This is a genomic window from Prevotella rectalis (assembly GCF_900607215.1).
Classification (GTDB): Bacteria; Bacteroidota; Bacteroidia; order Bacteroidales; family Bacteroidaceae; genus Prevotella; species Prevotella brunnea.
Genome location: NZ_LR027822.1, coordinates 472852 through 496422, shown reverse-complemented (window position 1 = coordinate 496422; position 23571 = coordinate 472852). Strand labels below are relative to the sequence as shown.

Below are 23571 nucleotides of genomic sequence, written 5' to 3'. Positions count from 1 at the left end.
GTTACGCCAACAATTTTTTGCATCTGTAAACGCTAACGGCAAACCATACGGCAAACCCGGCTTTTAGAAAAAAAACATCCGTGCTCGTGAATAACGCCGATAGGAAAGCAATCTGTGCTTGTGTAACGGCAGCCGCTTGGCAACGGTCAATCTCTCGTTCAAAAATTGAGCTGTAATACTTCCTTAACCATTCGGAGGGAGTCTTCGCCCAAGCTTTGATTTCTTTCAAATCAATGTTCCATCGTTCCGAAGCAGAGGTGGTTCCGTTGCCGGTGGCAGATAGGGTCATTTCTTTTTTCATGTCGTCTGTTTTTATGAAGTTATCTTATTGTTTTCGTTTGCGATGGCAAAGTTAGGATACATGTGTGCACAATGAGTTCGATTTAAAAAATAATAATGTTGTATTATGTTAATAAATAGCGATAAGCAACTCATATAATAATGTCATGTTGAAAAGTAGATATTATGAAAACCTTGTGGAAGCCGGATGCGATGAAGCCGGAAGGGGTTGTCTGGCGGGCAGTGTCTATGCGGCTGCGGTAATTTTTCCGTCCGATTACACCAATGAAATGCTCAACGATTCCAAGCAGCTCTCCGCCAAGAAGCGATATGCCTTGCGTGCCATTGTCGAGCGAGACGCACTTGCGTGGGCAATAGGCGTGGTAACTCCCGCGGAAATCGACAAGATAAACATTCTCAATGCCAGCATATTGGCGATGCACCGCGCACTCGATGCGCTTGTTGTTCGTCCCGAAGCGGTCATTGTCGATGGCAATCGTTTCAAGCCTTATCGCGATTTGCCTGCTACGACCATCGTAAAAGGAGATGGGAAATATCTCTCCATAGCCGCCGCCTCAATTCTTGCGAAAACGTTTCGCGACGATTACATGGAAGAGTTAAGTCGGGAATATCCCATGTACGACTGGAACTCCAACAAGGGCTATCCCACCCAAAGACATCGTGCCGCCATTCGGACACATGGCATCACACCTTATCATCGTCGTTCCTTTACGTTGCTTCCTCAGGAGGAACTTTCTTTCGATTTCTAAGTTACTGTTTCGCCCTTGTTTCCTCACTTCTTATCTTCAATATCTTATGCGTTTCGACAAACTCCGTACCCAACTTGAACTAATCTTGTTGTTATCCGAACCACAAGGTTACACCGTTGCCCAATTGTGCGAGAAACTTGAACTTTCACGCAGGAATATCTATTATCTGCTCGATTTTCTGAAACAAGCCGGAATGATACTTTTCAAGCAGCGACAATGCTATCACATCGACCCCCGCTCACCATTTTTCGCCCGGCTGCAAACCAATATCCAATTCTCCGATAAGGAGATGCTCGCCATATACAACCTCCTGCAAATGGCAGGAGGCACGAGCGAAACGATTAATCAGCTCCGGAACAAGATAGACAGGGCTTATAATTTCTCGGTATATATGAACACACCCGTCCGTCGCCACATTAATAATATGGTAAGCGAACTGCGACGTGCCATCGACACCAAACACATGGTGCGTCTCATCGACTATTCCAGTCCGCACAGCCACACCGTTTCCGACCGAATCGTGGAACCTTTCCTGTTGATGAACAACAATGACGATGTGCGTTGCCATGAACTGCGATCGGGCACCAACAAAACGTTTCGCATCAATCGCATTGGACAAATCGAGGTGTTGCAAACTCCATGGATATCGGAAGATAAGCACCGGCAGGTCTTCACCGATATCTTCATGTTCGCCGGAGAGACAATCTCTCAGGTAAAACTGCTCTTGGGGCAACTCTCCCACAATCTTTTTCTTGAAGAATATCCCCAAGGAGCGAAATATCTGACACCGGCTGATGAGACCCACTGGCTGCTCAACATTCCCATCTGCAACCCACGTGGATTGGGACGCTTCGTGCTCGGACTTTTCAACGACATAGAAATTCTTGAGGGAGATTCCTTCCGGAAATATATAGCGAGCCGGTTAGAGGAAATGAACCATCGCATTAAAAAGGAATGACCCGACAGCAGCTCCTCCGTATCCGTTGAAAAAGCGAAAATCCTTTCCATCTCATCGAAAGGGATTTTCGCTTTTTCAATACCCCCGCCAAACAAAGAGAATATGCCGGTCTTTTGAATTGCTGCGTGGGCGAATAATGGGGAGTCTCGTGGAGAACTGTTTGGAGGAGATGGAGAACAAAGTTGCCACTCAAAAATATTTTTCAGACAAGAGCTGTCTTCCATGTTGTTATCCGGGAAAAAGTACATACCTTTGCAGTCATGAAAATAGGAACAATAGATTTGGGAGAACGGCCGTTATTCCTTGCTCCGATGGAAGATGTGACGGATATCGGATTCCGCAAGATGTGCAAACGGTTTGGCGCGGCAATGGTTTATACGGAATTCGTGTCGGCTGACGCCGTTATTCGCAGCATCAAATCAACGTTGAACAAGATAGTAATTGACGACGAAGAGCGCCCTGTCGGCATACAGATATATGGGAAAGACGTGGAGTCGATGGTCGAAGCTGCCAAGATTGTTGAGCAAGTGCACCCCGATGTGATAGATATCAATTTCGGTTGCCCGGTGAAGAAGGTTGCGAACAAAGGTGCCGGATCGGGAATGCTGAGGAACGTTCCCCTGTTGCTTGAGATAACGCGAGAGGTCGTTAAGGCTGTGAAGACACCGGTTACCGTAAAGACCCGCTTAGGCTGGGATGCCAACAATCTCATCATCACCGAATTGGCAGAACAGCTGCAAGACTGTGGCATAAAGGCTCTGACAATCCATGGCCGGACGCGGGCGCAGATGTACACAGGGGAAGCCGACTGGACGCTGATAGGTGCCGTTAAGCAAAATCCTCGCATACAAATCCCAATCATTGGCAATGGCGATGTTGCGAGCAGGGAAGAAGCCAGCGAGCGTTTCGACCGCTACGGCGTGGATGCGGTGATGATTGGCAGGGCAACCTTTGGCTGTCCGTGGATTTTCAGCCAGCCATCGCAAGGCAACTCGTTGTCGGTTGATGACAAAATCGACGTGCTTGAAGAAATGCTCCGTATCAACGTCGAGCGCATTGACGAGTACCGGGGCATCCTACACACCCGTAGGCATCTGGCAGCATCGCCCATTTTCAAGGGGATTCCCGACTTCAAGCAGACCAGAATCTCCATGCTGCGCGCCACAAAGATGGATGATTTGCTGACGATACTGGAGGAATGCCGCAACAGGTTGAGATGATTTTTTGTCTGTTTTGCCATTCTCCGTTCTCCCAGATGAGGCTTTTGCATGATGGCGCCCTTGATGTTTTGTTATCGATACGTTGCCTTTATTTCAGTGCTTGCCGTCTTTTGGCAAGCTCCGGGTCGTCTCTGTAGGCCAGAGCGTACCCCCAATACAAGTCGGCGCCTTTGATATCTTTCAGATTGAACTTAGCGTCGCCCATGTTTTTATAGATGATAAACATGATGAACTTGCTGGGTTCGTAGAGCGTGGCTGCGTTGTGAAGATATTTCAGCGCATTCTCGTAATGCCCCAGTTGGTTCTCGACCACTCCCAACCTATAGTTTCCCACCGCCATCTTGGGTTCTCGCTCCACGGCTCGTGTGAAATAGAAGGCCGCAGAGTCGAGCTGATTCAAGTATTCGAATGCTCCTCCCATATAATAAAGTGAGTTATAGGTGGTGTCTTTCTCAGCAAAGAGCCTTCGGTAGGTGGCAACACATCTCTCATAGTCCTTGTTCAGGAAGTAGGCTTCGCCCAAAGCGCGGTTCACCTCTATGTTAGTGGAATCTATCAGGCAGTAATCTTGCCCGTAACTAACGGCTACCTCAGGCTTGTCGTAACTGTCGCTGACGAGAAGTCCCATGACGTCGGCGATAATCTTGCTGTCCATCGGATACCTTATTTTGATATACGTTCCCCAATAAAGTTGTTCCGACGTGTTCTTCATCGCACTATTGGAATAATAGAGTTGCCGGAGGGCATTGTGGTTAAGGCTGTCTGACGGCACCTTGTCCAGCGCATCGGAGCATCCATGATAATCGTTTCGCTGATAGAAGCATTCTGCCAGCTTCAGCCTGACTTTGTTCTCTGTCCGTATTTGCTGTGCCTGCTGATAGTGTTGGATGGCGTGAAAGAAGTCGTATTCACGCATACAACTGTCGCCGAGCGCTACAAGCTGCTGCCGATTTTGAGCATAGACATTCATTGCCATGCTTATTAAAAGGATGAGTGATAACTTTTTCATTCGTAATATCTGAATAGTTGGACCGTCCACTTGTAGCAAGAGCTGTTTCAATTGCTTTTAATTGCGACAAATCCATTTAGGCATAGAGACAACAACTCGCTGTGCTTCTTTGTCTAATGCCAGTGTTTTATGTTTTATCCTAACCACAAACCAATGTTTACACCAGTTCCAAAGCGATTAAACAATTCATGACTCACGAAGCGTCTTGATGTTCATTCTGAGATGCTTTGAAATATGAAAAACCAAGAAGCAGTATCAAGCACCTTTCATAATGTTGGTCTTGATACTGCCCACCATGAGAGGATTTATTTCTTTAGTTGAAGGACAATTGCCCCATCCTTGGCACGATCACCATACTTGTCCACAGCTTGTTGTCCTTTCAGCACGGTCACGCTCTCGATTTGATTCGGATCAAGTTTGTTGATGTCGTATTCTTCGGGAGCATATTCTTTCCCATCAATGACGTAAAGAATATTTTTCTTTGCCGGCATGGCAGTGTTCTCTTTTGCCTGCTCGCCACCTTCCAGTCTAAACGTTATGGGTACAGCGTAATATGTCCTGACAGCCTTCCCGTTTTGTTTGCCCGGGTTCCATTTAGGCATGGCTTTTACCACACGCAAGGCCTCTGCATCGAGCAAGGGAGATACCCCACGTATTATCTCAGGGTTGTTGATTTCTCCTGTTTCGCTAACGATGAATTTCACGATAACGCGTCCCTGTTGTTTTTGCTTGACAGCTTGTTCAGGATATGTCATGTTCTTCATAATCCATACGTTGATATTCCCAGGGAACGTGGGCATCACTTCCGCAAGGTTAAACACCTCTTCCGGATTTCTGGAAGCCTCTTCATTAACTTTTTTCATCGCTTCCGTTGTGCTATCGGTTGGCAGGGGTGCCACAGTCTTCGTGGCGGTTGTGGTGTTTATTTCCGTTTGAACCTTTTTGAATACGTTGGACACTTTTTGTGTTAAATCGGAAAGTTCCGGAATGTTATTTACTGTTCTCGTCATTTCTCTTGCCACAGTCTCGATGTTGCTGACAAGCAAGAGAGCTGCTATCAATGGAACGAAAAGTGCATATCGCGCTTTCCCGATTCCCTTTGTTCTTTTTTTGTTCATCATTTTTATACGCTTTTTAAGAGGTGAAACATTAAAGTTATTTGAAATTGTAGCTACGTTCTTTTTGTATGTGAGGCCGAGCAAGTGATACTGGTATTGCTTACTGTCGAAGCCTGTTGCCAGTGTTCGATTGTCGGCGATAAACTCAAGGTTGATTCGCACCTCGCGTTTGAGCAGCCATGCGAATGGGTTAATCCAAAAGGCGATGGCAAAAAGTTCGGTGAAGAGAATGTCTGCGGAGTGCCATTGCCGGCAGTGTATTTGTTCGTGCATGAGTATCTCTTCGAGTTCATTCGGTTTGTGTTTTTCCGGATTTACGAATATCAAATTGAAAAACGAGAAAGGTCCTTCATCTGTGGTCAGTTTGTGAATGCGAATGCCGTTCAGCTCGAATGTTGCACAATCTTTCTTCAGTTTGGCAATGGATAGCAACTGACGAACAAACCTAAGCATGAGCAATGCCACAACTGCGCCGTATGTCCACGCGAGCCAAGTGAGAACGTTCCATCCGTCGGAAGCTCTCGGGGAAACAGAAACCTCCGGCAAAACATTTTCGGCATAGGCGTCTGCCATGAAAGTCATGTCGGTATTGGAACTTACCCAATGGGAGAAGTCCAGTCCCGGTATCAGTATTGCCGTCAGATAGATGCCAAACAGTGTTGCCCGTCTCCAAGCAAAGAACGTATCGTTCGAGAAAATCAGCTTGTAGAAGCCGAAGAGGACGATGATGGCGATGTTGATTTTTACAAGATAAATCATACGGCTGTCGTTTTTTATTAATATTTATTTTTTTCCTTTTTCTATCTCCTTAATTATGTCTTTTAATTCCTTCGGACTGATTTTTTGTTCCTTTGCGAAAAAAGACACCATTTCTCGGAAAGAGTTTTTGAAATAATCGTCAACAAATTTCGACATATACGCCTTCTTGTATTCGCTCTTTTTTACTTTCGGGGCGTAAACATACGTAATGCCTTCCTGTATCGCCGAGAGGAATTGTTTGCGCTTCAGTTTGTTGATGACAGAAGCCAAGGTGGTGTAAGGCGGTTTGGGCTCCGGCATTACTTCCCGCACCTGTTTAATGGTGCAGCTCTTGAACTTCCAAACGTGCAACATCACTTCTTCTTCTTGTTTTGTCAATTCTTCCATTTTCAATAATCATTTATTGATTTTCGGCAAATCTACGAAAAGTTCGTAGAGGTTGCAAATTTTACAAATTAAAATATGTTAATTCTACACGTTTTCCTATTATTTATCACGTTATTACGAATTTTTCGTAATATATTCCACCTGCTTTTATCGTATCTACGCTTTCCGAAAAGAGAAGGAGTTATGGGAATTATTGTAAAGAAAAATCTCCATCCAATCGCAAAAGCTCAACGATTGCATTGCAAAAGATGAGGTATTGCACTCCAAAAGCTTACCTTTTGCACTCCAAAAGCTAAGCTTTTGAAAGCTAAATTGTATTTTGCTGAAAATTAACGAGTTGCGAAAAAATGGATTTTACCTGTACTTGTAAAAATATTTCGTGTGTTTTCGCCACATGGTGTTTCTTTTGTCCATTTGGAAGTAGCGAAGGAGCGACCGGTCATTTCGTAAGCTTTCTGCTCATATACCTTACCGGATACCAGACAGCGAGCCACCCGACGACAATCACGGTGAAGAAAATTGCCACGATGTCCCAAGGATGAACACTGATGGGATAGGCACTCACCACGAAGTTACCTGCCTGACTGCCCAAATGTACGATGCCATAAGTTTGTTGCAACCAGCAAAGGAAGAGCCCGATGCCGATGCCGATGACCGCACCTGCCACGGATATCATTCTTCCCTCAAAAAGAAAAACACGATTGATTTGTTTGTCGGTCGCACCTAAATTGCGCAAGGTCTGAATGTCTTGTTTCTTGTCTATCATCAACATTGAGAGCGACCCGATGATATTGAAGCAAGCCACCATTAATATAAAAGAGAGGAAGATGTAAGCAAACAGTTTCTCTATGCGCATGATGTTGAACGTGTCAGCTTGTTGTTCGTAGCGATCTTTCACCACGAACTTGTCGCCTGCCAGTTGCTCTATCTTCTTTTTCGTCGCGTCAATATCAACCCCGGCTCCCATTCTCAGTTCCAAAGAGGTGATTTCTCCCTGTCTGCCAAATAGGCGGCGAGCGAAGTCAATGGAAGTTATGATGTAATTTCGGTCATATTTGTTTTGTTTCACTTGAAACACGACTCCCGGCGACAAAATTGAGTCGGTAACAAAGGCATTGACCGGATTTGCCATATCGTATTGTCCCTTTCGCTGCGGCGCGTAGATATGCAAATAGTCGTCCCAAGCCACCGTTGTGTTGAGCGTCTCTGCCACACCGATTCCAATGATTCCATATTCCAAGTTGGCAACGTGAAGACGAAAATCGCCATCGCCAACGAGGATGTCGCTGATGTGTGTGAGCGAATCGAAGTTATCTTCCACTCCTTTCACCATCACGGTTGTTTGTTTGCCGTGATAGGCAGCAAGGGCTTGTTCCGTTATACATTCCGTAGCCACCTTGACACTTGGCAATGCCTTGATTTTGGCAAGTGTGGGGTCATCGGCAGGAATGGTTTTCCCTTTCGCGGCTTCCACCTTCAGTTGTGGATCGAAATTGGTAAAAAACGAAGCCACGAGGTCGGAGAACCCATTGAATCCACTCATCACCACCACGAGGGCGGTTGTTGCCACTGCCACGCCAATGACCGATATCAAGCTGATGACGTTAATGGCGTGCGTACTCTTCTTGGAGAACAGATAACGCCGAGCAATGTAAAAAGGAAAATTCATTGAAATGCAGATTTTAGCCTGTCGTTCCGTCGGGTTTATTTCTTCAGAAGCTCATCAATTCGCTCGATGTAATCCAAGGAGTCATCAATGAAGAAACGAAGTTCCGGGATGATACGCAGTTGGTTGCGCACGCGTTGCCCAAGGTCATACCGAATGGTTTTCTCGTTGGCATTGATGTTTTTTAGCAGTTCTTCTGCGCGCTCCGATGGAAAAATACTCAGATAGGCAGTGCAGACACTGAGGTCGGGACTTACTTTCGCGCGCGTTACGCTCACCAATACTCCGTGCATATCGCGTGTCTGACTTTGAAAAATGCTTGCCAGTTCTTTTTGTAGCAATCGTGCTATACGGTTTTGTCTTGTTTCCTGCATGATATTTATTTTCTTTATGGGTTTCCTGAAGATGGCTTTGCTAAGCGTGATTTTCTTTTCGGGAACGCTGTTACAGTTGCAAAGATAGATATTCTTTGCGAGATACGAAAACTTATTTTTTACGAATAATGGTCAAACCGTCGCGAATGGGCAGGATAACTTTCTCCACCCGGTCATCGTTGGCGATGAAATCGTTGAATTTTCGGATTCCTCTTGTTTGGTGGTCGCGGTCGTAGGCGGAATCGACAATGTGTCCATCCCACAGCGTGTTGTCGGCAAGGATAAATCCTCCGGGACGCAGAATGGAAAGCACCGTTTCATAGGTCTCCACATAGGTTCGCTTATCGCCATCGAGGAAAGCCATATCGAACACGATACCGAGTTTCGGAGCCTCAACATTTGCATCGCCTATGCGGAAGTCTATCTTGTCGGCAACTGCCGAACCCTCAATCCACGGACGCGTAAAATCCTCCATTTCATCGTTGATTTCGAAGGTATATAGCTTTCCGTCCTCTCCCAATCCCTCGGCCATGCAAAGCGCGGAGTAACCACTGAACGTACCCACTTCCAACACATTCTTGGGTTGTGCCATCTCAACGAGCATCTTCAGCAACCTGCCTTGTGTGTGGCCGCTAATCATCCTGCCATGAATGGTATGAAGATTGGTGGCACGATAAAGTCGATAGAGATAATCGCCTTCGGAATCGATGTGCGAATGGATGTAATTTTCTAACTCGATATTCATGACTTCACACCGTCCGGATTATTTTTCGTCTTCCGCCTTGCGCAATTCCAAAAGAGCTTCCAACGCCAAACGATAGCTGTCCATGCCAAAACCCTGTATCGTTCCAGCGCAGGCAGGCGCAATCATGGAGCGGCGACGATAGTCTTCCCTGTCGTTCACGTTGCTAATGTGCACCTCCACCACGGGAGTGGTGATGGCACGAATGCAATCATGCAGAGCAATGCTCGTATGGGTGTATGCACCGGCATTGAGAATGATACCATCGAACGAGAACCCCACCTGCTGCAACTTATCGATGAGTTCGCCCTCGATGTTGCTTTGGAAGTAATCAAGTTCCGTGTCGAGGTATTTCCGGCGCAGCCTCATTAGGCAGTCCTCCATCGTTTCCTTGCCGTAAATCTTCGGTTCGCGTGTGCCCAAGAGGTTAAGATTAGGGCCATTAATAATAATTAGCTTCATCATTACATTGTTTTTTCTTAACTTTGCAAAAATACAACATAAAATGGAAACCGACAAAAATTCATCTTCATATCTTCGACGCAAGTTCCAACGCTATTTGAAGTTGGAACGAGGCTACTCCGAAAACACGCAGGATGCCTATCTGCACGACGTGGATAAACTTCTCGATTATTTGAATGGAGAAGGCATCAGCCCATTGGAAGCTCGTTTGGAAGACATCGAACTCTTTGCAGGAGCCGTCTGGGAACTCGGCATCGGCTCAAGGTCGTTGGCGAGAATCCTCTGCGGGGTGCGCCGGTTCTATCGTTATCTCGTGCTTGACGGATATATTGAGAACGATCCAACAGAACTACTTGACTCCCCAAAACAATCACGGCATCTGCCGGAGGTACTCTCAACGGCGGAAGTCGATAAGCTGGAAACTGCCATCGACTTGGAAAAGTGGGAAGGACAGCGCAATAAAGCCATCATCGAAGTGCTTTTCTCGTGTGGTTTACGTGTCTCAGAGCTGACCCACCTGCGGCTCTCCAATTTATATAAGGAAGAAAAGTTTATCCGCGTATTGGGGAAAGGTGCCAAAGAACGCCTTGTCCCAATATCGGAACGAGCATTGGAAGAACTCGAGAAATGGTTTGTGGATAGGGATGCAATGAAGATAAAGCCCGGAGAAGAAGACTACGTGTTTCTCAATCGGCGTGGTGCGCACCTCACTCGCACAATGATACTCATCATGATAAAGCAATATGCAAAAGACGCAGGCATTGCCAAGACCATCTCGCCCCATACGCTTCGACACTCCTTTGCCACCGCCTTGCTTGAGGGGGGTGCCAACCTACGCGCCATACAAGCGATGCTCGGACACGAAAGCATCGGAACGACCGAAATCTATACACACATTGACACATCGGCTTTACGACAAGAAATCTTGGAGCATCACCCCAGAAACATCATGTTCCATGATAAACTACTATAAGTTTCATCATTCCTGTGGATTCTTTTAGAAAGGGATTATGAAAAAAGCATGATAATCGTATAAAAGATAGAAAAAACTTCATAAAAAAGTAAATAACTTTGAGGAAATTATGTACCTTTGTCCCAAATGAGTAAACATTATATTTTTTAACCTGTAAGAAAATGAAACTTAAACATTTGCTTTTAGTTGCTTTTCTTTTTGTTACCGGTATGGCTTCCGCCCAAATGATGGGAACCATTCCTGTGAACAAAAACGTAAGGCAAGGTAAACTAAGTAACGGGCTGACTTATTACATTCTGCAGAATAAGTGGCCGGAGAAAGTGGCAAACTTCTACATCGCACAGCGAGTAGGTTCCATTCAGGAAGAAGAAAACCAGCGCGGTTTGGCTCACTTCCTTGAACACATGGCGTTTAACGGTTCGGAGAATTTCCCCGACTCCGCGCTATTGGAATTTACTCGTTCGCTTGGTGTTGAATTCGGTAGCGATCTGAATGCATATACTTCAATTGAAGAAACCGTTTACCGCGTTTGTAACGTTCCCACACAGCGTCAGAGCGCACTCGACTCTTGTCTGCTCATCATGAAGGACTGGTCGAACGGACTGACACTCGCCGACAAGGAGATTGACAAGGAGCGTGGCGTGATTCATCAGGAGTGGCAAATGGGACAAAGTCCGATCATGCGCATCTATGAACGCAGCCTCCCGAAACTCTATCCCAATGCCAAATATGGAAAGCGTCTTCCCATCGGATTGATGAGCGTAGTGGACAACTTCAAGTATCAGGCTTTGCGCGACTATTATCACAAATGGTATCGTCCGGACAATCAGTGCATCATCGTTGTGGGCGACGTAGATGTCGATCACACGGAAGCTGTCATCAAAAAGCTTTGGGCAAATGTAACCGTTCCCGATAACGCACCACAAGTGGAAAAGGTGGAAGTGCCCGATAACGCACAACCCATCTACGTGTTCGACAAAGACAAGGAAATGCAACGCTCGACTGTTGGCATTGCCATGAAACACGATGTATTCCCGAAAGAGATGAAGAACAGTCAGGCATACTATGTGGACAGCTATCTGAAGGAAATGATTTCCATGATGCTCAACCAGCGTTTGAGCGAAATGTCGAAAAAGCCCGACTGCCCATTTCTCGGTGCATACAGCTATGATGCCAATTACATCCTGTCCAGCACCAAGGACGCATTCCAACTCGGAGCCACCGCAAAGGAAGGAAAGGATTTGGAAACTCTCGCGGCACTCTATCGCGAGGCACAACGCGTACGCCAATATGGCTTTGCTCCGGGCGAGTTCGACCGCATGAAGGCAGAGTATCTGTCACAGTTGGAGTCGCAATATCAGAACCGAAACAAGATTAAGAATAATCAATATGGTGATGAGCTTCGCGACCACTTCCTTGAGAATGAGCCAATCCCAAGCAAGGAAGATGAATATCAAATCATGAAACAACTCATCGAAATTCCGGCGCTCAATGTGCAAGTTGTAAACGAATACGTCAAGGAATTGATCACAAACACAGACAGTAACTTCGTGGCTTACATCTACGCACAGGAGAAAGAGGGCAAGGTTTATCCTACCGAGGACAAAATGGCACAGACCATTAAAGCCGTGCGCGGAGAAAAGATAGAGGCTTACGTTGACAATACAAAGAACGAGCCACTCGTGGACGAAAAGAAACTTCCAAAGGCAGGAAAGATTGTTAAAGAAACGGAGAACAAGGCACTTGGTTACAAAGAACTTACCTTGAGCAACGGTGCGCGCGTCATCTTGAAAAAGACCGATTACAAGGAGAACGAAATTCGCTTTGAGGCTGCTGCCAAAGGCGGATCCGGTTCTTATGGGAAAGCCGATTATGACAACTTGCAACTCTTCAACTCGGTAATTGCAAGTAGCGGATTGGGCAACTTCTCTAATCAGGAATTGGAGAAAGCACTCTATGGAAAGCAGGTAAGTGCACAGCTCAGCCTCGGTTCTTATTATCAGACGGTCAGCGGTCACGCCGTACCAAAGGATATTGAAACCATGCTGCAATTGGTTTACCTCAACTTTACTAATGTTGCCAAAGACCAAGAGTCTTACAATGCCATGATGACTCAGTATGAGCAGGCTCTGAAGAACAAAGATCTTTCTCCGGAAAGCGTATTCTCCGACTCGCTCACCCTGACCATCTATGGACATAATCCTCGTTACGCACCCTTGTCGGTGAAGACACTAAAAGGTGTGAACTACGACCGTATCCTGCAAATCTGGAAAGAGCGTTTCGCCAATCCGGGACAATTTGTCTATACTTTCGTGGGGAATTTCGATGAAGCAACACTTCGTCCGCTAATCATGAAATACATCGGCTGTCTGCCAAAGGGAAAGGCTGAGAATTGGACTGATGTGCCCAGCTTTGCAGATGGTAAAAACACCAACAAGTTCACCCGCAAATCTGAAGTACCAAAGGCAATCGCTTTCGAACTGTGGCATCAACCCATGCCTTACAATGTGGAAAACAACGTGATTGTGGATGCTGCCGCGCAGGTTCTTTCCATGGTTTACTTGAAAAACATCCGTGAGGATGAGGGGGCAGCCTATTCTGTAGGCGCAAGTGGCGGCGTAACTCGTCGCGGCGATAAGGCCATGGCACTCATTCAGGCTTACTGTCCGATGGATCCGAACAAGGCAGATCTTGCTGTGAAACTCCTCAACGAAGGTATTCAGGAGAACTCCGTAAAAGTGGATGCCGACAAACTGCAGAAGGTGAAGGACTTCATGCTCAAGCAGGCTGACATCGATGCCAAGAGCAATGGGCACTGGCTCAACGTCATTGGTGAATACGTATGGACAGGGATTGACTTGCAAACAGGTTATAAGACAGCCGTTCAATCTCTTACCACAGAGAAGATCGCTGCATTCCTGAAAGACTTGCTGGCTACCGGAAACCAATCTGAGGTCGTAATGACTCCGGCAAAATAACACGAATACCATAAAGAACATGGGATTTCTCAACGAGAATCCTGTTCTTTGTAAAAAACAATAAAGAAAATGGGAAGAAAAGTTTATACGCTTTTCTTCCCGTTTTTTATGATTTACCTCCAATCAGACATCAGAAAAATACAATTTAGTCCAAATCGGTCATTAGGAATTTTCGATGTTGTATGGAAGTGAGCAAATCATTAGCGTTTCCCAATGGTGTCCTAAATGATTTTGTGGAAACCTTGCGTGAGAGCTAAAAAATATTTAGACGACCGATTTGGGATAAAACCTACTTATATAATAAGGTGAAATAGGTTCGGCAACCTCAACACCCGGAACGAAAAAATAGTCTTCGAAAGCTGACAGTGTGCTAATGGAATTTCATAACCATTAAAATAGCGCTTCAAAACCATAAACAAGTTCTATTTGTTAATGTATGTAAAAAGACACCTTGTTTCCTTAAATTTATTTGTTTCGTTAAAATTGATGTATTATCTTTGCACGTATGTTAAAAGATGAAATGCACTTTCATTCTTTTTACCAAACTATGAGATAATCCGGGCAATACCTTTGGGGCTCGTATGACTGTGGAAAATTATAACAACTAACATTAATTAAAAAAGAGAGAGATTTTATGGAAAAAAGACTAACAATGTTTCTCGCCTGCCTATTCCTGAGCTTAGGAATGGCAATGGCTCAAACACAGATTAGCGGTACCGTGGTTTCTTCGGAAGACGGATTGCCTATAATCGGTGCATCTGTTATGGTGGAAGGAACGAAAAACGGAACAGCGACCGACATGGATGGTAAGTTCACCTTGTCAGCTCCTGCAGGCTCTAAGATTACCGTGTCTTACATCGGTATGAAACCTAAAACGCTGAATGCTTCCGCAAACATGAAAATTGTTCTTGAGCCGGATCATTCGGCACTTGAAGAAGTAGTGGTTACGGGTTATGGTTCTGCCAAGAAGTTGGGTTCAGTCGTTGGTGCAGTAGCAACGGTAAGTAATGAAAAACTTCAAAAATCCGTTACACCTAACTTTACCGATGCTTTGTCCGGACAAGTTTCAGGACTTTCTGTCTTGTCGGCTACCGGAGAACCTTCTGCATCTGCAACGATTCGTCTTCGTGGTGTGAATTCAATCAATTCAAGTAACACTCCGTTGTTCATTCTTGACGGTGCACCTATTTCTTCGTCAATGTTCAATACATTGAACCCTTCGGATATTGCAAATATCACAGTCTTGAAAGATGCTTCTTCAACTGCTATTTACGGTTCGCGTGCTGCCAATGGCGTTATCGTGATTACCAGCCGCAGAGGAAAGTATGACGAAAAAGCTAACTTGACGCTTCGCGCACAATACGGTATTTCAAGCCCGATTGCTGATAAAATTGAGATGATGAATTCTCAGCAATACGTTGAGTTCCGCGACAAGATAGGACAGCCGGTTTCTGATGAAATTAAGAACTTGGTTAATAAATATGGATTCAACACCAATTGGCGCGACCAAATTTTTAACAACAGCGCACCTACATATACTTTGGATGCTACAATGACCGGTGGTGGTAAGACTTTCTCTTATTACTTGTCATTCAATCATCATAGTCAAGATGGTATTGTAGCTCAATCAGGCATGCGCCGTGAGTCATTAAGAGCAAACATTGATGCTCGATTGAATGATTGGTTCAAGGTAGGCTTCCAGTCAAACTTTGGTATTAACCATTGGGAGTCTAACGCAGAAGCCGGTTCAGATGGTATTTATGGTACGAACCCAATGGTGTTCTCACGTCAGGCATTTCCTTTTGACGTGCCAAACTATTATCATTTCGACACCGATGGCAAATTGGTATGGGACGGACCTGCTGATGTCTTGAAATATGGCGACAACTGGACTCCCGACTTCGTAAACAGATATCGTAGCACTAAGCGTATGCGTGTAACTGCTAACTTCAATATCTACGAACAACTCACTCCTATTAAGGGCTTAACCTTGCGTGCACAACAGGCTTTGGATGCTTACGACTATACATTGTCTAACCAATGGCAACCTTACGATGCTTTCACAACACCGATGGGAAGTCCGGTCGATAAGCAGGAAGGTTCTTCACAGGAAAGCTTCTCTCGTTACTATTCATTTACTTTGTCTCATACGGCAGAATACAAACACAACTTCGGCTTGCACGGACTTACTGTTTTGCTTGGTGAAGAAACTATCTTGTCAAAGAGCAAAGGCTTTGGAGTTTTCACGAAAGGTCAAACAGACGCACGTCAGCTCCGCCTCACCGATGCAACGAGTGTTAAACCAAGTAATCTTAGAGATTCTCGTGCTGAGGAAGTTTTCAACTCTTTGTTTGGAACTCTTGATTACAATTATGCAGAGAAATATTATCTTAACTTCTCTTACCGTGCTGATGGTAGCTCTCGCTTCGCTCCCGATACACGCTGGGGACATTTCTATTCTTTAGGTGCAATGTGGAATGCCAAGAAAGAAAGTTTCTTGAATAAAGTAAGCTGGCTTGACGCATTGGAACTCCGTATCAGTTATGGTACTACGGGTAATGCTTCCGGTGCCGGAAGTTACGATTACTTCGGTCTTTTGGGAACAGGAGCATTGTATAACGGTCAGTCCTCTTTAGGTATTTCAACTCCAAGCAACTATGCTCTGACATGGGAAAAAGTTGCCGAACTTAATGGTGGCTTCTCTGCAAGAGTATTCAATCGCCTTTCTTTGGGCTTCGATGTCTATCATAAGAAGACTTCCGACATGCTGATGAGCATTCCTTATTCTTATACAACAGGATTTGGTGATGGACCCGGTAATATCGGTTCAATGAAAAATACCGGATTTGATTTTGACTTCACCCTTGACCTCATGAAGACTAAGGATATTCTTTGGACATTCAAAGCTAATGTGAACTACAATAAGAATGAGATTACTGAACTTTTTGCCGGTCGTGATTCTTATGTAATCAATGGAACAGGTGTAAAACTTCAAGTTGGTAAGCCTTATGGTGAGTTCTTCTATGTTAGAAATGCAGGCGTAGATCCAGCTGACGGTCATCCGATGTGGCTTGACGCAAACGGCAATTTAACGAAAGAGTTTAATGAAGTTGAAGATGCCGTATTCACCGGAAAACAGCGTTATGCTCCTTGGAGTGGAGGTTTTGGAACTTCTTTCCAATACAAAAACCTTTCAATTTCAGCAGATTTTGCTTGGCAGGCTGATAAGTATATGATTAATAACGATAACTTCTTTATTAAGAATGTACGCTTTGCCAATCGTTGGAACCAATCTACCGATATGTTGAACGTATGGACGAAACCTGGACAGATTACCGATATCCCTGCAACGGGTTACGGATCTGAATTTGATACACGTCTGTTGGAAAACGCTTCCTTCCTTCGTTTGAAGAATCTGACAATCCAATACGTATTGCCACAGAAGTGGATAAACGGAACTCGTATCTTGAAATCAGCTAAGATCTTTGGTATAGCTCGTAACCTCTTTACGATTACTCAGTTCTCTGGATATGATCCGGAACCTGATATCAACCTTGTGAGATTTAACTATCCGAATACACGTCAGTTTGTATTGGGTGTAGAAGCTACTTTCTAATAAATTAAAATGAAGATTATAACAATGAAGAAAATATTATTTTCAATAATGCTCCTTTGTGCAGGTATGTTTACATCCTGCTCAATGGACAAGGAGCCCTATGGTGCTTTGAATGAAAAGACCGCAATTCAGAGTATGCAGGATATCGGTCGATTGCGATTAGGTATCTACACGGCTTTGAGAAGTTTGACAAGTGGAGGCTGGATTTATTATCAGGATCTTCAGATGGATGAGTTCCATGGCTTGATTAGCAATGGAAATAGAAACGGACAGGTTTCTGCCGGACAGATTTTGGCTTCAAACCGAGATATTGAAGGCTTCTTCGCGTCATCCTATTCAGAAATAGGAAATGCTAACTACATTATGCAAAAGGTAGAAGATGTTTCTAAAATTGAAGGACTTACAGAAGCTGATAAGGTTACTTTGAAAAAGTATGATTCAGAGGCTCATTTCCTTCGTGCATATTGCTATTTCTTCCTTGCAGAGCACTTCTGTCAGCCTTATGCAGAGAATAGCAAAGCGTTAGGTTTGCCTATTGTGACAAAGTTTAACCCTACAGGTGATGTTGCATCTTATCCGGCTCGTAGCTCAATGGATGAAACCTATAAATTGATAGAAGAAGATTTGAAGATCGCTTACGATGGTCTTAAAGCCTATGAACAGGTGAACGCCGATCAGGTTAAACCGATGGCAGTAGAACTCTCCAGCTACGCAGTAGCAGCTCTTCAGGCTCGTGTTGCTCTTTACAAAGGCGATTATCCAACGGCTTTAGCTAAATCTAAAGAGATTATTTCTTCTGAGAAATATAAGCTGACCAAACCGGATAATGTGAAATCGCTTTGGACTGAAGATAACTCTACGGAAATAATATTCCGTCCATTCAGAAGTAAAGATGAGTTAGGTTCATCAACTGCTGTTCCATATATCAGTGGTGATAATAAATCCAGTGCGGATTACATTCCTACTTATGAGGTTTTGGCTCGTTATGGAGAAGGCGATGTTCGCTTCGCAGCTTATTTCGACCAATGGAATTTGGATATTGAAGGTGCTAAATACGCCGCATTTGTCTTGAATAAGTATCCGGGTAACAAGAACCTTTGGACAACAACAAAAAATAATTATGTGAATATGTCCAAGCCTTTCCGTTTAGGTGAAATATTCTTGATTGCAGCGGAAGCTGCCGCCAAAACAGGTAACGAAGCAGAAGCCAACCATTATTTGAATTCAATTCGTTATTCAAGAATCAAAAATTACGACTTGACATCAAGTGTTGGAGAAACATTGCTCAATTATATTTATGAAGAGCGTGCAAAAGAATTATTTGGTGAGGGCTTTAGATTCTACGATTTGAAACGCTTGCACAGAGGATTTAAGCGTTATGCTTCACACGAGGAAAATTCTAAGTTGGATGGTGTCGTAGTTAATAATACGAAGTCAGTTACTTACGCAATTGATGATTATCGCTATACATGGCCTATCCCGAAAGCAGAGTTGGATGCTAATCCACAGTTAAGAAGTCAGCAGAATCCTGGCTATTAAATAAAGTTTTTATTCCAAATAGAGTAATAAAATATGAAATATCTGAAATTATTTTTATTAGTCGCTCTGGTAGGCTGTTTTGCAGCCTGCTCAGATGACGAAGAATCAGTTAACACATCTGATATTACAGTCGGTTTTGAGAAGTCCGAACTGATTGTAAAAGAGAATATGGGTACAGTAAAAGTGCCTATAGCAATTACAGGAAGAATCAATGGTCGTGTTTCTGTGGAAATTGCAACAGCTGAATCCGGACAGAATCCGGCTAAAGAAGGCGAGCATTATCGTATAGTTGATAAGACCCTGACTATGTTGGCTGCCAATGATACAACAGCACAGGCAAAACTAAATATTGAGTTGGAATTGTTGGATGACGAAGTTATCAATGATGATCGTGAATTTGACATGACCATCACCTCAATACAGGGTGGCACGCTTTCCATCAAAACCCTTCACGTAATTATTCGAGACAATGATGCTTCCTTCTATGAGAAGTTCTTTGGTAAATGGATACTCAAGGGAATGGAGCAGTCAGCTAATACACCAAAAGGTGAATATGTACCATTTGAAAGAGAAGTTACTATTTCCGGACCAGCTGATGAATCTGATCCAGAATATAATAAGTACTTGACAGTTTCTGCTCCGGCTTTCTTAAATCTTGGTGCTGATTTGAACTTCACTTGGAAATATGCTTACACCTTTGATAAGAGTAAGAAAACCGGAACGTTGTCTCTTGTTCAAGGTAAAGAGGTTTCTAATTTCAATAACAAGTTTTCTTGGGTGTTCTTATGTCAGAATGACTTCACCGATACCTGGAAGCTCACTTCTGATAATAAACTACCCAATACGATTACATTGGATGGAAGTCAAGTGATTTATCTCTACGGAGGTGAAATTTCAGCTAACGATCCCGGTGCATGGGCTTTATATAAGTTCGAGTCTCTGACAAGGGTTGTCGGTAAGAAATAATTTTATCTTTCTAAGATTTAGGGAGAACATTTGCTTGTTCTCCCTAATTTAGATTATAAACATTGCTTAACTAACGTTTTTTATGAAATATTTATTTTCTTTATTGTTCGCTCTGCTATTTTCTGTATCTTCATTTGCCGAACCCGCATGGTCCGGGCTTTGGCGTACAGTGAAACTTCAGAACGGAAAGCTCATAAAGGTTGAGCTGAAAGGCGATGAGCACATGCATTATTGGCAGTCTGAAGACGGAACAAAATATGTTTTGAATTCCAACAACATTGCTGAAAAGGCAGACATGGATCTGCTGATTGCCAATGCAAGACGTAGTTTGTCTCTTGCAGGTACAAGAGTATCTGCTTTCGATGAAGCCACCTATCGTCGTACCCGCTCTCTTAAGTCTGCACGTAAAGCCGGTAGATTTGAGGGTAAAAAGAAAGGCTTGATTATATTGGCTCAGTTCTCCGATAAATCATTCTCATTATCTAATCCTCAGGAGTATTATAATCGCATGGCAAACGAGCCTGGTTTTAGCGATGGTGGATCGTATGGTAGCGTTCATGATTATTTCCATGATCAAAGTGACGGTAAATTTAACTTGGAATATGATGTTGTGGGTCCGGTTACCTTAGGTTCTTATGCTACTTACGGTGCTAATGTTGATGGAAGTGATGCCAACCCTGCTCTAATGATTCAGTTAGCTTGTCAAAAGGCAAATGATTTGTTTCCAGACAAGTTGCATTGGGCTGATTATGATTGGGATGGTGATGGCAAAGTAGAACAGGTTTATGTTATTTATGCAGGTCGTGGCGAAGCCAGTGGTGGAGATCCCGATACGGTTTGGCCTCACAAAAGTACCCTTAAACGTCAAGGTTCAAATGACATGACCTTGCATTTTGATGGTAAAGAAGTTGCTGTCTATGCTTGTTCCAACGAGATGTTGACCGAAACAACCTTGGCAGGTATAGGAACAATTTGTCATGAGTTCTCTCATTGTTTAGGTTTTCCCGACTTATATGATATAGATTACGACAAAAATGGTAGAAATCCCGGTGCAGGAGGTTGGGATTTGATGGATAATGGAAATCATAATAAGAACGGATTCTGCCCTGCCGGTTATTCAAGTTATGAAAAAATGTCTGCCGGTTGGTTAGAACCAATAGAGTTGTCTGCTACGCAGAAGATAGAGAACTTAAAGCCTTTGTCCCAAAAAGGGGAAGCTTATGCGGTGTTAAACAAGGCACACGATTTAGAGTTCTTCTTATTGGAGAACCGCCAACCAATTAAATGGGATTCCGGTCTGCCCGGGCGTGGACTACTCATTTGGCACATGGATTTTGATGCTTATATTTGGGCAAATAACAAACCCAATACCACAGGTCCATATTGGACCAACTCAGGAACCAAGAATAATGATCACCAACGTTTGGTACCCATTCCGGCCGGTGGCAGTATATCTGACTATCGGACAATGGCTTTTCCTCAGGGTTCTGCAAATAGTTTAACGAATAATACTAATTATCCCGGTCAGGATCTCTACAATCCAAATTCCGATGGTACGCATAAAATGAATGTATTGATACAAAACATCACCCAGAACGATGATCAGACAGTATCTTTCTCCTTTGGTTTGTACGAGTCCGGATCGGTAGGCGACAATGTGGCATTCTACGAGTCTTTTAACAAATGCTCCGGAAAGGGTGGTAACGATGGTGCTTGGATGGGCTTGATCAATCAGATGGGTGCAACGGCACATTTCCATCCTGATGTTGAAGGTTGGTCAAGTACCAAGACTGGTGGAGCCTCTCAGTGTGGCTTGTTCGCATCCGAAGTTACAAGTCCTGAAATAGATTTGTCCGGCGATTATGATTTGTCATTTTTCAGTGGTCCTTTTGGTTCGCAGGATGCAACGCTTTCGATAGAAATTTTGGGCAATGCTTCTGTCAATCCAACATCATTCAATATTGCTGCAAATCAGTTCAACGAGTGTAAAGCAAAGATAAAGGCTTCGGGGAAATTTAAGATTAAGTTCAAGTCTTCTTCATCTTATCTTTTCCTTGATGAAGTGAAAATTGCCAAAAAAGTAGATGACGGAATTAAGGCAGTTAATGATGTGAATGTAGGTCGCCAATCTTACAATAATCGCATTTATTCATTGAATGGTGTCTTTATGGGCACAGACATCACGAAACTTCCTCATGGTGTTTATATCGTTAATGGAAAGAAATTCGTGAAGTAAGAATATGCGGTCTGATGACATCATGAATAAGATTTAGAACAAACCTTTGAGAACCTACGATGAAAACGCATGTGTAAAAATATTTTTTATCCATGTATTTTCTCTCTCGAATGTAGAGGTTGGCTGGTGACAGCCGACCTCTTTTTTTTGATGCCTATGGAGCCTTCATTGTTTTTTCAGAATGGTTGGGGTAAAATCGGGTAAGGATTTTGCCCAATGGACTATTGATTTGGTACTGTCCTATAAAAGTGTGTAAGCTTCTTTTTTCTTATCTTTGTATTTGATAACTTTAAAAAAGAAAAAAATGAAACTTACACATTCGCAAATTTCGGAAATTCTTTCGAATTACACAAGCAGCAGCGAGGGTTTTGTTACCCTTCAGTCATTAATCATGAACTCCCTGATGTATCATGAACGAGAGTTGTTCGTCAGCGAAAATGCCCATGAGCAATGCAATGGCTTCCGTTCTCGCCGTTGGTACAGTCACGGCTTTGAGTTCTCGCTCCGTATTCCGCGCAGTCGCAGCGGGAACTTCTATCCCATTCTCTTAGGGTTGATACGCAGCGAAAGCGAGGAACGTGCCAAATTGTTCAACCTCCTCTACACCAAAGGTCTTACCACGGAGCAGATAGGCGAGATTTCCAATTGCGTCTATGGTCGTTCCTACAGCAAGCAGCAGGTATCGCATCTTGCCGGTAGCTGCCGTGAGGACGTCGAACGGTGGCTTTGCCGTAGCCTTTCCTCCCACTATTTAGCCGTCTATATCGACGCCACCTTTATTTCCACCCGTAGGGACAGACAGGTGTCCAAGGAGGCCTACTATACCATTCTGGGGGTATTGGAAGACGGCAGCAGGGAGGTGCTCACGGTTGTCAATCATCCCACAGAAGGGGCTCTGTGCTGGAAAGACGAGCTTGAGGCCTTGAAGCAAAGAGGCGTCGAACAGATAGACTTAGTCGTTTCCGATGCATTGCAAGGAATAGAGAATGCCGTCTGTGCAGCCTTTCCAGGTGCCGCACACCAGTTCTGCGTGGCACACGTCAAGCGACAGATACTCAGCGGCGCATCACATAAAGACAAACCAGTAATGGCGCAGCAGCTCAGTGAGGTGTTCCAATTGGAGAACAACGAGATGAATTCCTTGCAGGGATACGAACAATTCATTACCTTTGTCGAGAAATGGGAAAGGAAATATCCTGCACTAAGAAAGTACAAGACCGAACGCAACTGTGCCTACTTCACGTATATGGACTTCCCGGCCCAAGTGCAGAGGTGCATATATACGACCAACTGGATTGAAAGGCTCAACAGGAAGTACAGGAGAACCATCCAAATGAGAACATCCATGCCATCAGAGAAGTCCGTCATCTTCCTCCTGGCGGCCGTGGCGATGGAGGAAACAAAGACGACATATGAAAGGAGAATATATCAATTCAAGAACTGGAAAGAAAAGAATAAAATAACAGTGGAAGTACAGAGAAAGGAAAGATGAATTACACACTTTTAAGGACACTACCGA

At 44.1% G+C, this 23571-nt stretch carries 18 protein-coding genes; 10 read left to right on the top strand and 8 right to left on the bottom strand.

What is annotated here, in order from left to right:
- Position 1 precedes the first annotated feature (1 nt).
- On the bottom strand, positions 2–301 hold the full coding sequence (locus tag E0E16_RS10415; protein ID WP_130830252.1) for a hypothetical protein: 300 nt from the start codon (positions 299–301) through the stop codon (positions 2–4).
- Between the two features lie 145 nt (positions 302–446).
- Between E0E16_RS10415 and rnhB the strand changes: the two genes are divergently transcribed.
- The 3 genes from rnhB (at position 447) to dusB (ending at position 3227) form a co-directional block, all read left to right on the top strand.
- A complete protein-coding gene (gene rnhB / locus E0E16_RS10410) occupies positions 447–1049 on the top strand; it encodes a ribonuclease HII (protein ID WP_130830251.1) in 603 nt (200 codons plus the stop codon).
- 46 nt (positions 1050–1095) lie between these two features.
- Positions 1096–2007, top strand: a complete 912-nt coding sequence (locus E0E16_RS10405; RefSeq protein ID WP_130830250.1) for a helix-turn-helix transcriptional regulator — start codon at positions 1096–1098, stop codon at positions 2005–2007.
- Positions 2008–2267: 260 nt separating this feature from the next.
- Positions 2268–3227 (top strand): tRNA dihydrouridine synthase DusB, encoded by a 960-nt coding sequence (dusB, locus tag E0E16_RS10400; RefSeq protein ID WP_130830249.1) that lies wholly within the window; start codon positions 2268–2270, stop codon positions 3225–3227.
- Positions 3228–3315: 88 nt separating this feature from the next.
- On the opposite strand, the gene E0E16_RS10395 is transcribed toward dusB, so the two are convergent.
- From E0E16_RS10395 to aroQ, 7 genes are all read right to left on the bottom strand, one after another.
- Positions 3316–4236 carry a tetratricopeptide repeat protein gene (locus E0E16_RS10395; protein WP_130830248.1) on the bottom strand — a complete coding sequence of 307 codons (921 nt, stop codon included), beginning with the start codon at positions 4234–4236 and terminating at the stop codon, positions 3316–3318.
- 305 nt (positions 4237–4541) lie between these two features.
- Positions 4542–6113, bottom strand: coding sequence for a M56 family metallopeptidase (locus E0E16_RS10390; RefSeq protein WP_165444226.1), 1572 nt, complete (start codon positions 6111–6113; stop codon positions 4542–4544).
- A gap of 24 nt (positions 6114–6137) precedes the next feature.
- Positions 6138–6500, bottom strand: coding sequence for a BlaI/MecI/CopY family transcriptional regulator (locus tag E0E16_RS10385; RefSeq protein WP_130830247.1), 363 nt, complete (start codon positions 6498–6500; stop codon positions 6138–6140).
- A gap of 439 nt (positions 6501–6939) precedes the next feature.
- Positions 6940–8169, bottom strand: coding sequence for an FtsX-like permease family protein (locus tag E0E16_RS10380; protein WP_130830246.1), 1230 nt, complete (start codon positions 8167–8169; stop codon positions 6940–6942).
- A gap of 35 nt (positions 8170–8204) precedes the next feature.
- Complete coding sequence (rbfA, locus tag E0E16_RS10375) at positions 8205–8540, bottom strand: 30S ribosome-binding factor RbfA (RefSeq protein ID WP_130830245.1); 336 nt, start codon at positions 8538–8540, stop codon at positions 8205–8207.
- A gap of 112 nt (positions 8541–8652) precedes the next feature.
- Entirely contained in the window at positions 8653–9285 is a 633-nt protein-coding gene (locus tag E0E16_RS10370) for an O-methyltransferase (RefSeq protein WP_130830244.1), read from the bottom strand.
- A gap of 18 nt (positions 9286–9303) precedes the next feature.
- Positions 9304–9744, bottom strand: coding sequence for a type II 3-dehydroquinate dehydratase (gene aroQ, locus E0E16_RS10365; RefSeq protein WP_130830637.1), 441 nt, complete (start codon positions 9742–9744; stop codon positions 9304–9306).
- Between the two features lie 43 nt (positions 9745–9787).
- Here aroQ and xerA point away from each other — a divergent pair, with 43 nt between their 5' ends.
- The 7 genes from xerA (at position 9788) to E0E16_RS10330 (ending at position 23544) form a co-directional block, all read left to right on the top strand.
- The gene (gene xerA, locus E0E16_RS10360; protein WP_130830243.1) at positions 9788–10717 is read left to right on the top strand and encodes a site-specific tyrosine recombinase/integron integrase; all 930 of its coding nucleotides are present in this window, start codon (positions 9788–9790) and stop codon (positions 10715–10717) included.
- Between the two features lie 161 nt (positions 10718–10878).
- A complete protein-coding gene (locus tag E0E16_RS10355; RefSeq protein ID WP_130830242.1) occupies positions 10879–13695 on the top strand; it encodes a M16 family metallopeptidase in 2817 nt (938 codons plus the stop codon).
- A gap of 634 nt (positions 13696–14329) precedes the next feature.
- Entirely contained in the window at positions 14330–17311 is a 2982-nt protein-coding gene (locus tag E0E16_RS10350) for a SusC/RagA family TonB-linked outer membrane protein (RefSeq protein ID WP_130830241.1), read from the top strand.
- 24 nt (positions 17312–17335) lie between these two features.
- Positions 17336–18850 (top strand): RagB/SusD family nutrient uptake outer membrane protein, encoded by a 1515-nt coding sequence (locus E0E16_RS10345; RefSeq protein WP_240048184.1) that lies wholly within the window; start codon positions 17336–17338, stop codon positions 18848–18850.
- 33 nt (positions 18851–18883) lie between these two features.
- Complete coding sequence (locus tag E0E16_RS10340) at positions 18884–19816, top strand: Calx-beta domain-containing protein (protein ID WP_130830240.1); 933 nt, start codon at positions 18884–18886, stop codon at positions 19814–19816.
- Positions 19817–19898: 82 nt separating this feature from the next.
- Complete coding sequence (locus E0E16_RS10335; RefSeq protein WP_130830239.1) at positions 19899–22052, top strand: M6 family metalloprotease domain-containing protein; 2154 nt, start codon at positions 19899–19901, stop codon at positions 22050–22052.
- Positions 22053–22356: 304 nt separating this feature from the next.
- The gene (locus E0E16_RS10330; RefSeq protein WP_130829501.1) at positions 22357–23544 is read left to right on the top strand and encodes an IS256 family transposase; all 1188 of its coding nucleotides are present in this window, start codon (positions 22357–22359) and stop codon (positions 23542–23544) included.
- Positions 23545–23571 lie beyond the last annotated feature (27 nt).